The 13,247-nt window shown below is 58.2% G+C and carries 12 protein-coding genes and 2 tRNA genes; 13 read left to right on the top strand and 1 reads right to left on the bottom strand.

The genetic code is table 11. The features are described 5' to 3' along the window. The first annotated feature begins 86 nt into the window (after nt 1-86). Genes carB through ACXX83_RS00445 form a run of 3 tightly spaced genes read left to right on the top strand, consistent with a single transcriptional unit; the run spans nt 87 to nt 4,220 of the window. Nucleotides 87-3,308 carry a carbamoyl-phosphate synthase large subunit gene (carB, locus tag ACXX83_RS00435; protein ID WP_015093434.1) on the top strand — a complete coding sequence of 1,074 codons (3,222 nt, stop codon included), beginning with the start codon at nt 87-89 and terminating at the stop codon, nt 3,306-3,308. A gap of 2 nt (nt 3,309-3,310) precedes the next feature. Then, a complete protein-coding gene (gene greA / locus ACXX83_RS00440; protein WP_032829443.1) occupies nt 3,311-3,787 on the top strand; it encodes a transcription elongation factor GreA in 477 nt (158 codons plus the stop codon). Between the two features lie 28 nt (nt 3,788-3,815). Beyond that, a complete protein-coding gene (locus tag ACXX83_RS00445) occupies nt 3,816-4,220 on the top strand; it encodes a hypothetical protein (RefSeq protein WP_015093435.1) in 405 nt (134 codons plus the stop codon). Between the two features lie 9 nt (nt 4,221-4,229). On the opposite strand, the gene ACXX83_RS00450 is transcribed toward ACXX83_RS00445, so the two are convergent. Then, entirely contained in the window at nt 4,230-4,538 is a 309-nt protein-coding gene (locus ACXX83_RS00450) for a YhbY family RNA-binding protein (RefSeq protein WP_007942889.1), read from the bottom strand. Nucleotides 4,539-4,643: 105 nt separating this feature from the next. On the opposite strand from ACXX83_RS00450, the gene rlmE reads away from it, so the two are divergent. From rlmE to nusA, 10 genes are all read left to right on the top strand, one after another. After that, a complete protein-coding gene (rlmE, locus tag ACXX83_RS00455) occupies nt 4,644-5,276 on the top strand; it encodes a 23S rRNA (uridine(2552)-2'-O)-methyltransferase RlmE (RefSeq protein ID WP_007988685.1) in 633 nt (210 codons plus the stop codon). Nucleotides 5,277-5,475: 199 nt separating this feature from the next. Then, on the top strand, nt 5,476-7,386 hold the full coding sequence (ftsH, locus tag ACXX83_RS00460; RefSeq protein ID WP_015093436.1) for an ATP-dependent zinc metalloprotease FtsH: 1,911 nt from the start codon (nt 5,476-5,478) through the stop codon (nt 7,384-7,386). Nucleotides 7,387-7,394: 8 nt separating this feature from the next. After that, nucleotides 7,395-8,246, top strand: coding sequence for a dihydropteroate synthase (folP, locus tag ACXX83_RS00465; protein ID WP_458547329.1), 852 nt, complete (start codon nt 7,395-7,397; stop codon nt 8,244-8,246). Between the two features lie 16 nt (nt 8,247-8,262). After that, nucleotides 8,263-9,600 (top strand): phosphoglucosamine mutase, encoded by a 1,338-nt coding sequence (gene glmM, locus ACXX83_RS00470; protein ID WP_217837161.1) that lies wholly within the window; start codon nt 8,263-8,265, stop codon nt 9,598-9,600. A gap of 66 nt (nt 9,601-9,666) precedes the next feature. After that, a complete protein-coding gene (gene tpiA, locus ACXX83_RS00475; RefSeq protein WP_095965943.1) occupies nt 9,667-10,422 on the top strand; it encodes a triose-phosphate isomerase in 756 nt (251 codons plus the stop codon). A 4-nt stretch (nt 10,423-10,426) separates the two neighbouring features. After that, entirely contained in the window at nt 10,427-10,810 is a 384-nt protein-coding gene (secG, locus tag ACXX83_RS00480) for a preprotein translocase subunit SecG (RefSeq protein WP_060541200.1), read from the top strand. A gap of 22 nt (nt 10,811-10,832) precedes the next feature. Then, nucleotides 10,833-10,918: transfer RNA gene (locus ACXX83_RS00485), tRNA-Leu, on the top strand. Nucleotides 10,919-11,015: 97 nt separating this feature from the next. Next, a tRNA-Met gene (locus ACXX83_RS00490) sits at nt 11,016-11,092 on the top strand. 138 nt (nt 11,093-11,230) lie between these two features. Beyond that, nucleotides 11,231-11,689 carry a ribosome maturation factor RimP gene (rimP, locus tag ACXX83_RS00495; protein WP_007973115.1) on the top strand — a complete coding sequence of 153 codons (459 nt, stop codon included), beginning with the start codon at nt 11,231-11,233 and terminating at the stop codon, nt 11,687-11,689. Nucleotides 11,690-11,748: 59 nt separating this feature from the next. After that, nucleotides 11,749-13,230: a transcription termination factor NusA gene (gene nusA / locus ACXX83_RS00500; RefSeq protein WP_007973112.1), complete on the top strand. Its 1,482-nt coding sequence runs from the start codon at nt 11,749-11,751 to the stop codon at nt 13,228-13,230. The last annotated feature ends 17 nt before the right edge of the window (nt 13,231-13,247 follow it).

The raw sequence follows: 13,247 nt of genomic DNA on the forward strand, positions 1-13,247 counted from the left end.
TGGCCCCGCACCGGCGGCCCCCTCAAGTCTTCAGAGATTGAACAAGACGGCTTGCCGACTGACCTGCGGATTTGAGTGACAAACCCATGCCAAAACGTACAGACATTAAAAGCATCCTGATTCTCGGCGCTGGCCCGATCGTGATCGGCCAGGCCTGCGAATTCGACTACTCCGGCGCCCAGGCCTGTAAAGCCCTGCGCGAGGAGGGTTACCGCGTCATCCTGGTGAACTCCAACCCGGCCACCATCATGACCGACCCGGCCATGGCCGACGCCACCTACATCGAGCCGATCAAGTGGCAGACCGTTGCCAAGATCATCGAGAAAGAGCGTCCGGACGCGCTGCTGCCGACCATGGGTGGCCAGACCGCCCTGAACTGCGCCCTGGACCTGGAGCGCGAAGGCGTTCTGGAGAAGTTCGGCGTAGAGATGATCGGTGCCAACGCCGATACCATCGACAAGGCTGAAGACCGTTCGCGTTTCGACAAGGCGATGAAGTCCATCGGCCTGGCGTGCCCGCGTTCCGGTATCGCCCACAGCATGGAAGAGGCCAACGCGGTCCTCGAGAAGCTCGGCTTCCCGTGCATCATCCGTCCGTCCTTCACCATGGGCGGCACCGGTGGCGGTATCGCTTACAACCGTGAAGAGTTCGAAGAAATCTGCGCCCGTGGTCTGGACCTGTCGCCGACCAAAGAGCTGCTGATCGACGAATCGCTGATCGGCTGGAAAGAATACGAGATGGAGGTTGTCCGCGATAAGAAGGACAACTGCATCATCGTCTGCTCCATCGAAAACTTCGACCCGATGGGTGTGCACACTGGTGACTCGATCACCGTTGCTCCGGCACAGACCCTGACCGACAAGGAATACCAGATCCTGCGTAACGCCTCCCTGGCGGTGCTGCGCGAGATCGGCGTGGAAACCGGTGGTTCCAACGTTCAGTTCGGTATCTGCCCGAACACCGGTCGCATGGTCGTGATCGAAATGAACCCGCGCGTATCCCGTTCCTCGGCGCTGGCTTCGAAAGCCACCGGCTTCCCGATCGCCAAGGTCGCGGCCAAGCTGGCTGTGGGCTACACCCTCGACGAGCTGTCGAACGACATCACTGGCGGCAAGACCCCGGCGTCTTTCGAACCGTCCATCGACTACGTCGTGACCAAGCTGCCACGTTTCGCCTTCGAGAAGTTCTCCAAGGCTGACGCGCGCCTGACCACCCAAATGAAGTCGGTGGGTGAAGTCATGGCCATCGGCCGTACCTTCCAGGAATCCCTGCAGAAAGCCCTGCGCGGCCTGGAAGTCGGTGTTTGCGGCCTGGACGAGAAGGTTGATCTGAGCAACCCGGAAAGCATGAGCGTGCTCAAGCGCGAGCTGACCGTGCCGGGCGCCGAGCGTATCTGGTACGTGGCGGACGCCATGCGCGCCGGCATGAGTGTTGAAGACATCTTCGGCATGACCATGATCGATCCTTGGTTCCTGGTGCAGATGGAAGACCTGATCAAGGACGAAGAGAAGGTCAAGACCCTGGGGCTGACCAGCATCGACCGTGACCTGATGTTCCGCCTCAAGCGCAAAGGCTTCTCCGACATGCGCCTGGCCAAGCTGCTGGGTGTGACCGAGAAGGCCCTGCGTGCCCATCGTCACAAGCTGGAAATCTTCCCGGTCTACAAGCGCGTCGACACCTGCGCTGCCGAGTTCGCCACCGACACCGCTTACCTGTACTCGACGTACGAAGAAGAGTGCGAAGCGGCGCCATCGGGTCGCGACAAGATCATGATCCTAGGCGGCGGTCCGAACCGTATCGGCCAGGGCATCGAGTTCGACTACTGCTGCGTACATGCGGCACTGGCCCTGCGCGATGACGGTTACGAGACCATCATGGTCAACTGCAACCCGGAAACCGTTTCCACCGACTACGACACCTCCGATCGCCTGTACTTCGAGCCAGTGACCCTGGAAGACGTGCTGGAAATCGTTCGCGTCGAGAAACCAAAGGGCGTGATCGTCCAGTACGGCGGCCAGACCCCGCTGAAACTGGCCCGCGCCCTGGAAGCTGCTGGCGTGCCGATCATCGGCACCAGCCCTGACGCCATCGACCGCGCCGAAGACCGCGAGCGCTTCCAGCAAATGGTTCAGCGCCTGAACCTGCGTCAGCCGCCAAACGCCACCGTGCGCAGCGAAGACGAAGCCATTCGTGCCGCCGCCAAGATCGGTTACCCGCTGGTGGTGCGCCCGTCCTACGTACTGGGCGGTCGTGCGATGGAAATCGTCTACGAAGAAGAAGAACTCAAACGCTACCTGCGTGAAGCGGTTCAAGTGTCCAACGACAGCCCGGTGCTGCTGGATCACTTCCTCAACTGCGCCATCGAGATGGACGTGGATGCGGTCTGCGACGGCAAAGATGTGGTAATCGGCGCGATCATGCAGCACATCGAGCAGGCCGGTGTTCACTCCGGTGACTCCGCGTGCTCGCTGCCGCCGTACTCGCTGCCGGCGCACATCCAGGACGAGATGCGCGAACAGGTCAAGAAAATGGCCCTGGAACTGGGCGTGGTCGGCCTGATGAACGTTCAGTTGGCGCTGCAAGGCGAAGACATCTACGTCATCGAAGTCAACCCGCGCGCTTCCCGTACCGTACCGTTCGTGTCCAAGTGCATCGGTGTTTCCCTGGCGATGATCGCAGCGCGCGTGATGGCCGGTAAAACCCTGAAAGAGCTGGGTTTCACCAAGGAAATCATCCCGAACTTCTACAGCGTGAAAGAGGCGGTGTTCCCGTTCGCCAAATTCCCTGGCGTTGACCCGATCCTGGGCCCGGAGATGAAGTCGACCGGTGAAGTGATGGGCGTGGGCGACACCTTCGGTGAAGCGTTCGCCAAGGCCCAGATGGGTGCCAGCGAAGTATTGCCGACCGGCGGTACTGCGTTCATCAGCGTACGTGACGACGACAAGCCACTGGTTGCAGGCGTAGCCCGTGATCTGATCAACTTGGGCTTCGAAGTGGTTGCCACAGCCGGGACTGCCAAGCTGATTGAGGCTGCAGGCCTGAAAGTGCGCCGTGTGAACAAGGTGACCGAGGGTCGTCCGCACGTGGTCGACATGATCAAGAATGACGAAGTCACGCTGATCATCAACACCACCGAAGGTCGTCAGTCGATCGCTGATTCGTACTCCATTCGTCGTAATGCCCTGCAGCACAAGATTTACTGCACCACCACCATTGCTGCTGGCGAAGCCATCTGCGAAGCGCTGAAGTTCGGTCCCGAGAAGACCGTGCGCCGCTTGCAGGATCTACACGCAGGATTGAAGGCATGAGCATAACGAAGTACCCAATGACCGTTCAGGGCGCTCGCGCCCTGGAAGAAGAGCACACTCACCTGACCAAGGTCGTTCGTCCGAAGCTCAGCCAGGACATCGGTACGGCCCGCGAGTTGGGTGACTTGAAGGAAAACGCCGAATACCACGCTGCCCGCGAGCAGCAGGGTATGGTCGAGGCGCGGATCCGTGACATCGAAGGCCGCATGCAGAACGCGGTGATCATCGATGTGACGACCATTCCTCACACTGGCAAGGTGATTTTCGGCACCACCGTCGAAATCGCCAACGTCGAAACCGATGAAAGCGTGACTTACCAGATCGTTGGTGAGGACGAGGCTGACATCAAGCTGGGCAAGATTTCCGTCGGTTCGCCGATCGCTCGCGCCTTGATTGCCAAGGAAGAGGGTGATGTGGTCGCTGTGAAAACGCCTGGCGGTGTTATCGAGTACGAGATTGTCGAAGTTCGCCACGTCTGAAGGCCGGCGCCCGTTTCGTGCGGGCGCCATGCTTTGGCAACTGACCCAGATGTTGTGGGTCGGTGGCTTGTGGCTGTTGCAAGTTGGTCTGTTGCCGGTGCTGGGCCGAATTGGCCTGGCGCCGCTACTGATCGACGAAATCGCAGGTACGCTCAATGCGCTGGTAGTGGGATTCGCTACGGCGTGTTTGATTTTTCAGGCTTTGGTGCTGATTAAGGCCGAGGGCCTTGTCAGTCTATGGCGGGATATACGCGGGCAACTGCTGTTGATGGCACTGTATGCGTGCGCGATGTTCTTCGTGGTGCGCTTTGGTTGGCCGGATGCGCTGCGTTGGCAGGCGTTCAGCTATCTTGTCCTGGGCTTTTCCGGGTTGGTGCTGGTGTTGCAGCCGGTTCCGGGGTGGAGTGGCAGGGTGCGCCAGGCACACCCTTGACCCTTGCCATCACTTGAAGCGATGGACGTTCGACAGCTGCTTGTTGACGCTGAAGTTCTTGCGGTAGATCAGTGCCATCTTGCCGATGACCTGAACCAGATCCGCTTTGCCGACCTTGCAGAGCTCTGCAATGGACGCCAGGCGCGATTCGCGATCGAGGATGTTGAGCTTGATCTTGATCAGCTCGTGATCCGCCAAAGCGCGTTCGAGTTCGGCTAACACACCTTCAGTCAAACCATTGTCTGCCACAATCAAAACTGGTTTCAGATGGTGGCCAATGGATTTGTACTGTTTCTTCTGCTCTTGAGTGAGCGGCATAATCTGACCCCTGCGTCTGATCTTGTAAAAAGCGGCGGCCAGTTTACCCGAGCGAGTCCGGGACCGCCCAGTTAATCACGACCCGTTTTAATTCCGAGGTATCCCGTGGCCCGTTCCAAGACAAGCCTTAAGTGGCTGCAAGAACATTTCAACGACCCATTCGTCAAAATGGCACAGAAAGACGGGTACCGTTCCCGCGCCAGCTACAAACTGCTGGAAATCCAGGAGAAGGACCGTTTGATCCGCCCGGGCATGAGCGTAATCGACCTGGGTGCGGCTCCGGGTGGCTGGTCGCAGGTGACCAGTCGTCTGATTGGCGGGCAGGGCACACTGATCGCTTCTGACATTCTTGAAATGGACAGCATCCCCGACGTCACCTTTATTCAAGGCGACTTTACCGAGGATGCCGTGCTGGCTCAGATCCTCGATGCCGTCGGAAATAAAGAAGTAGACCTTGTGATTTCCGACATGGCCCCCAATATGAGTGGATTGCCGGCCGTTGATATGCCGCGTGCGATGTTCCTGTGCGAATTGGCACTGGATCTGTCGACGCGGGTGCTCAAGCCCGGTGGTGATTTTTTGATCAAGATCTTCCAGGGCGAAGGTTTCGACGAGTTCCACAAGAGCGTTCGCCAGCAGTTCGAGAAGGTACAGATGCGCAAGCCGACTTCGTCGCGCGACCGTTCTCGCGAGCAGTACCTGCTGGGCCGCGGTTTCCGCGGTCGCAGTGAGGAATGAGTGAATTTTCGATCGGGGTGATAGGATTTTTGTATTACGCCTTGTCAGAATTAGCGAATATTGTGTAGGAAGTGTTTCACAAAGGGTTACAGACGGCGCCTGCCAAGTTGTAGGTAATGTAGTAAGTTAGGCCGGTGAATATCATGCGAAGCGCGCGCCAGTAGCGGAGCTTGCTTCAGAGGGTAGTTAATTGAACGATATGGCAAAGAATCTGATCCTGTGGTTGATCATCGCGGCTGTCCTGGTGACGGTGATGAACAACTTCTCCAGCCCTAACGAGCCGCAGACCCTCAACTATTCCGACTTCATCCAGCAGGTCAAGGATGGCAAGGTCGAGCGCGTGGCGGTTGATGGCTACGTGATTACCGGCAAACGCAACGATGGCGACAGCTTCAAGACCATTCGCCCGGCGATCCAGGACAACGGCCTGATCGGCGACCTGGTGGACAACCACGTCGTGGTCGAAGGCAAGCAGCCTGAGCAGCAAAGCATCTGGACCCAACTCCTCGTCGCCAGCTTCCCGATCCTGGTGATCATCGCCGTGTTCATGTTCTTCATGCGGCAGATGCAGGGCGGTGCCGGTGGCAAGGGCGGGCCGATGAGCTTTGGCAAGAGCAAGGCGCGCCTGCTCTCCGAGGATCAGGTGAAAACTACCCTGGCTGACGTTGCCGGTTGCGACGAAGCCAAGGAAGAAGTCGGTGAGCTGGTCGAGTTCCTGCGCGATCCGGGCAAGTTCCAGCGCCTGGGTGGCCGCATTCCTCGCGGTGTGCTGATGGTCGGTCCTCCGGGTACCGGTAAAACCCTGCTCGCCAAGGCTATCGCCGGCGAAGCCAAAGTACCTTTCTTCACCATTTCCGGCTCCGACTTCGTCGAGATGTTCGTCGGTGTGGGTGCCAGCCGTGTTCGCGACATGTTCGAACAGGCCAAGAAACACGCTCCATGCATCATCTTCATCGACGAAATCGATGCGGTCGGTCGCCATCGTGGCGCTGGCATGGGTGGTGGTCACGACGAGCGCGAGCAGACACTCAACCAGTTGCTGGTCGAGATGGATGGCTTCGAAATGAATGACGGCATCATCGTGATTGCCGCGACCAACCGTCCTGACGTGCTGGACCCTGCGTTGCTGCGTCCAGGCCGTTTCGACCGTCAGGTTGTGGTCGGTCTGCCGGACATTCGTGGCCGCGAACAGATTCTCAAGGTTCACATGCGCAAAGTGCCAATGGGTGACGACGTTGCTCCGGCCGTGATCGCTCGTGGTACCCCGGGCTTCTCCGGTGCTGACCTGGCCAACCTGGTGAACGAGGCATCGCTGTTCGCTGCCCGTGCCGGCAAACGCATCGTTGAGATGAAAGAGTTCGAACTGGCGAAAGACAAGATCATGATGGGCGCCGAGCGCAAATCCATGGTCATGTCCGAGAAAGAAAAGCAGAACACGGCTTATCACGAAGCGGGCCACGCCATTGTGGGGCGCGTCGTGCCTGAGCATGATCCGGTGTACAAGGTGTCGATCATCCCGCGCGGTCGTGCGTTGGGTGTGACCATGTTCCTGCCGGAAGAGGATCGTTACAGTCTGTCCAAGCGTGCATTGATCAGTCAGATCTGCTCGTTGTATGGCGGTCGTATCGCAGAAGAAATGACCCTGGGCTTCGATGGCGTGACCACCGGTGCCTCCAACGACATCATGCGTGCCAGCCAGATTGCGCGGAACATGGTGACCAAGTGGGGGCTTTCGGAAAAACTCGGGCCGTTGATGTATGCCGAAGAAGAGGGTGAAGTGTTCCTCGGTCGCGGCGGTGGCGGTCAAAGTGCAAGCTTCTCCGGTGAGACAGCCAAGCTGATCGACTCCGAAGTGCGCAGCATCATCGATCAGTGCTATGGCACGGCGAAGCAGATCCTCACCGACAACCGTGACAAGCTCGACGCCATGGCTGATGCCTTGATGAAGTACGAAACCATCGATGCCGAGCAGATCGACGACATCATGGCGGGGCGTACGCCTCGCGAGCCACGCGACTGGTCGGGTGGCACGGGTACTTCCGGCACCCCGCCGGTGGTGCAGGATGAGCGTCCGGAAACACCGATCGGCGGTCCTGCTGCTGACGTATAAGGTTTGAAATGACTTCTGTTCAGTCCTCGACCCGGTTGCCTTGCGGCAACCGGGTTCTTGATTTGGCCCAGACGCATGTCATGGGTATCCTCAATGTCACTCCTGATTCGTTCTCCGATGGTGGCCAATACAGCCAGCTCGACGCGGCCATGCGCCACGCTGAAGCCATGGTGGCGGCCGGTGCGACGCTGATCGATGTCGGTGGCGAATCCACCCGTCCTGGTGCCAGGGCGGTGTCGCCGCTTGAGGAACTGGAGCGCGTAGCGCCAATTGTCGAGCGCATTGCTCGCGAGCTGGACGTCATCATCTCGGTCGACACCTCAACGCCGGCCGTCATGCGTGAAACTGCGCGTTTGGGTGCCGGGTTGATCAATGACGTACGTTCGTTGCGCCGCGATGGTGCGCTGGATGCCGCGGCGGCCACCGGTCTGCCGGTTTGCCTGATGCATATGCTGGGCGAGCCAGGCGATATGCAGGACAATCCGCAGTATCAGAACGTTACAAGGGAAGTCAGTGAGTTTCTCGTCGAGCGCATGGTTCAGTGTTCGTTGGTGGGTATTCCAGCGGAGCGGATCATTCTTGACCCCGGCTTTGGTTTCGCCAAGACCTTGCAGCACAATCTGAGCTTGTTCAAACATATGGAAGCCCTGCATGCGCTGGGGCGGCCCCTGTTGGTCGGGGTTTCGCGAAAGAGCATGATTGGCCAGGCATTGAATCGTCCGGTGGGAGACCGGCTGTATGGCGGTTTGGCGCTCGCGGCGCTGGCTTCGGCGAAAGGTGCGCGTATATTGCGCGTCCATGATGTAGCCGAAACAGTGGATGTGGTGCGGATGATCGCCGCAGTGGAATCAGCCGAATAAGAATGATGGAGCACTTATGAGCAAAAAATATTTTGGCACCGATGGTATTCGTGGGCGTGTCGGTGAATACCCGATTACTCCTGATTTCATGCTCAAGCTCGGCTGGGCTGCCGGCATGGCGTTCCGCAAGATGGGCGCCTGCAAGGTATTGGTAGGCAAGGACACCCGGATCTCCGGCTACATGTTCGAGTCCGCACTTGAGGCGGGGCTTACCTCCGCAGGTGCCGATGTGATGCTCCTTGGACCAATGCCGACCCCGGCGATCGCCTACCTGACGCGCACCTTTCATGCCGAGGCCGGCATCGTGATCAGTGCGTCGCACAATCCGCATGATGACAACGGCATCAAGTTCTTCTCCGGCAAAGGCACCAAGCTTCCGGATGAGGTTGAGCTGATGATTGAAGAATTGCTCGATACGCCAATGACCGTGGTGGAGTCGAGCAAGATCGGCAAAGTGTCGCGAATCAACGACGCATCGGGACGCTATATCGAATTCTGCAAGAGCAGCGTGCCCACCGGCACCAGCTTCACCGGAATGAAGATCGTGATCGATTGCGCTCACGGTGCGACTTATAAAGTGGCGCCGAGTGTGTTCCGTGAGTTGGGCGCGGAAGTCGTCGTGCTGTCGGCGCAGCCGAACGGGTTGAACATCAACGACAATTGCGGTTCGACCCACATGGGGCCGCTGCAGGCTGCCGTCGTGGCTGAACATGCCGATCTGGGCATCGCCTTCGATGGTGATGGCGATCGCGTTCAGATGGTCGACCACACGGGTGCGGTGGTCGATGGCGACGAGTTGCTGTTCATCATTGCCCGTGACCTGCATGAGCGCGACAAGCTGCAGGGCGGCGTGGTCGGAACCCTGATGAGTAACCTGGGGCTGGAACTGGCCCTGGCTGACCTCGGTGTTCCGTTCGTGCGTGCCAATGTCGGTGACCGCTATGTGATTGCCGAATTGCTGGAGCGCAACTGGATCGTGGGTGGTGAAAACTCCGGACACGTTGTGTGCTTCAGTCACACCACCACGGGTGATGCAATCATTGCCGCGCTGCAGGTGCTGATGGCGCTGCGCACGCGGGATGAAAGTCTGGCGCAGGCTCGTCAGGCGCTGCGCAAGTGCCCCCAGGTGCTGATCAATGTGCGTTTCGGCGGTGGTGCAAATCCCCTCGAGCATCCATCGGTCAAGGAGGCCAGCGAGCGTGTGACCCAGGCGATGGCAGGGCGTGGGCGTGTGCTGTTGCGCAAGTCCGGAACCGAGCCGCTGGTGCGTGTGATGGTTGAAGGCGAAGACGAAACCCTGGTTCGCGGCTATGCCGAAGAGTTGGCAAAACTGGTTACTGAAGTTTCTGCCTGAATTCGGCTTGCCAGCCTTGATTGTGTTGGGTAACATCTGCGCCCACTTTGACCGACGAGGTACAGCATGCGTCGCCCTATGGTAGCTGGTAACTGGAAGATGCACGGTACCCGCGCCAGCGTCGCTGAGCTGATCAACGGCCTTCGTGACTTGGCCTTGCCGAGCGGTGTTGATGTCGCGGTATTCCCGCCTTTTCTGCATATCAATCAAGTGATTGATGGCTTGAAGGGAAAGTCGATTTCGGTCGGCGCGCAGAATTCTGCGGTGGAGTCCGGGCAAGGTGCGTTGACTGGTGAGGTTGCACCGAGTCAGTTGGTGGATGCAGGTTGTTCCCTGGTGCTTGTCGGGCACTCCGAACGCCGCCAGATCATGGGCGAGCAAGACGGAATGCTGATCCGCAAGTTCGCAGCGGCACAGGCATGTGGCTTGATTCCGGTGTTGTGTATAGGGGAGACCCTTGAGCAGCGTGAAGCCGGAAAGACTCTTGAGGTTGTCTCGCGTCAGCTAGGCAGTATCATTGAGGAGCTGGGTGTCGGTGCCTTTGCCAAGGCAGTGATCGCTTACGAGCCGGTCTGGGCCATTGGTACCGGGCTGACTGCAACGCCACAACAGGCGCAGGATGTGCATGCAGCCATTCGCGCCCAGTTGGCGGCAGAGAATTCTGAAGTCGCACAAGGTGTGCGGCTTCTATACGGCGGCAGCGTGAAGGCGGCCAATGCGGTCGAACTGTTCGGCATGCCGGATATCGATGGGGGCCTCATTGGTGGGGCTTCCCTGAATGCAGATGAGTTCGGTGCGATTTGTCGCGCCGCGGGAAACTGAAAAAATGCTGGAAACAGTCGTAGTCGTTTTTCATCTGCTGGGTGCATTGGGCGTAGTAGCTCTGGTTTTGCTGCAGCAGGGTAAAGGTGCGGACGCTGGTGCGTCTTTCGGAGCAGGTGCTTCAAATACTGTGTTCGGAAGCCAAGGTTCCTCTACCTTTCTTAGTAAGTTTACTGCTATACTTGCCGCAGGTTTTTTCATAACCAGCTTGGGGTTAGGTTACTTTGCTAAAGAGAAGGCTCAAGAGCTGACTCAAGTAGGTCTCCCAAATCCAGCGGTACTGGAAGTTCCAAAGCAACAACCGGCTTCTGATGATGTCCCGGTGCTTCAAGAGCAAAAGTCGGCTACTCCAGCGACTGACGTGCCTCCAGCTCAAGAGCAGAAGTAAGAAGGGTTTCAAACGTAGTATTGCCGAGGTGGTGGAATTGGTAGACACGCAACCTTGAGGTGGTTGTGCCCATAGGGTGTAGGGGTTCGAGTCCCCTTCTCGGTACCAATTAGTCAGGAGAGCCCGCTGTTGCGGGCTTTCTTGCAGGTGGAAGGTTACATTGACCCTGTAGGGGATCGGTCGTATACTTCCGCCCCAGCTTTGTCGCGGGGTGGAGCAGTCTGGTAGCTCGTCGGGCTCATAACCCGAAGGTCGTCGGTTCAAATCCGGCCCCCGCAACCAGTTTAAGGAGCCCCTTTTAAGGGGCTTTTTGTTAGCTGGACACTTTCTACGCCGCTGTTCGACGGCGTTTCAAGGATGGGCGTTTCGCCCATTTTTTTATTTTGCATAGCATGCACATACATGCACTAGGGGGTTCAGGTGTCGAGCAAGCTAGAAGAGTTGCAGGCCTTGCTGGCCCCGGTGGTCGTGGCCCTAGGCTATGAATGCTGGGGTATCGAGTTTTCGGCTCAGGGTCGTCACTCGATGTTGCGCGTTTATATCGATAAAGAGGGCGGCGTGCTGGTGGACGATTGTGCCATCGTCAGCCGTCAGATCAGCGGTGTGCTGGATGTTGAAGATCCAATTTCCGTTGAATACACCCTTGAAGTTTCCTCGCCTGGCATGGAACGCCCTCTGTTCACTCTTGAGCAGTTTGCAAAATTTGCCGGTGAACAAGTGAAGATCAAGCTGCGCTCGCCTTTTGAAGGACGACGCAACTTTCAGGGCCTTCTGCGCGGCGTAGAAGAGCAGGATGTCGTGGTGCAGGTAGAAGACCATGAGTTCCTGTTGCCGATCGATATGATCGACAAGGCCAACATTATTCCCAGTTTTGACTGAGGCGTGCCAGATACTGCGGATCCCGCGGATCCAATGGCTTGCGAAAGGCGAGGCGTACGATGAGCAAAGAAGTACTGCTGGTTGTTGAGTCGGTATCCAACGAAAAGGGTGTACCGGCAAACGTGATTTTTGAAGCGCTGGAGCTGGCCCTGGCCACTGCGACCAAAAAGCGTTTCGAAGACGAAGTTGATCTGCGTGTGGAAATCAATCGCCACACGGGTGCCTACGAGACTTTCCGTCGCTGGACGGTCGTCGAAGAGGCAGACCTGGACGATCCGGCCATCGAAACCTGGCCGAGCAAGGTTGCTGAAACGCACCCTGGCGCCAAGGTCGGTGACGTTGTCGAAGAGAAAATCGAGTCCATCGAATTCGGCCGCATTGCTGCACAGACTGCCAAGCAAGTCATCGTGCAGAAAGTTCGCGAAGCCGAGCGAGCTCAGGTTGTTGATGCTTATCGCGAGCGCCTGGGCGAAATCATCTCCGGCACCGTGAAAAAAGTCACCCGCGACAACGTGATCGTTGATCTGGGCAACAACGCCGAAGCGTTGCTGGCCCGTGAAGACATCATTTCTCGCGAAACTTTCCGGGTTGGCGTGCGTCTGCGTGCGCTGCTCAAGGAAATCCGCACCGAGAACCGCGGCCCGCAGTTGATCCTGTCGCGTACCGCGCCGGAAATGCTGATCGAGTTGTTCCGCATCGAAGTGCCGGAAATTGCCGAAGGCCTGATCGAAGTGATGGCTGCGTCCCGTGATCCGGGATCCCGCGCCAAGATCGCCGTCCGCTCCAAGGACAAACGCATCGACCCGCAAGGCGCTTGCATCGGTATGCGCGGTTCGCGCGTCCAGGCAGTGTCGGGTGAGTTGGGCGGTGAGCGTGTTGACATCGTTCTGTGGGACGACAACCCGGCTCAGTTCGTGATCAACGCCATGTCCCCGGCCGAGGTTGCGGCAATTATCGTTGACGAAGATGCCCATGCAATGGACATCGCCGTTGGCGCAGACAATCTGGCTCAGGCCATCGGTCGCGGTGGTCAGAACGTGCGTCTGGCCAGCCAGTTGACTGGCTGGACCCTGAACGTGATGACCGAATCGGACATCCAGGCTAAGCAGCAAGCAGAAACCGGCGACATCCTGCGCAACTTCATCGACGAGCTGGAAGTCGACGAAGAGCTGGCTCAGGTGCTGGTAGATGAAGGCTTCACCAGCCTGGAAGAGATTGCCTACGTACCGCTGGAAGAAATGCTCAACATCGACGGCTTTGACGAGGAAATCGTCAACGAGCTTCGCGCTCGTGCCAAGGATCGCTTGTTGACCAAAGCCATCGCTACTGAGGAAAAGCTGGCAGACGCCCATCCGGCCGAAGACCTGCTCTCGCTTGAGGGTATGGACAAGGATTTGGCGATGGAACTGGCGGTGCGCGGCGTAGTTACCCGCGAAGACCTGGCCGAGCAGTCTATTGACGACCTGCTCGACATCGACGGCATTGACGATGATCGTGCCGGCAAGTTGATCATGGCCGCCCGAGCCCACTGGTTCGAGTAATTAGGCGCGGCCTGAGG

This window comes from Pseudomonas sp. GNP012, from assembly GCF_054343835.1.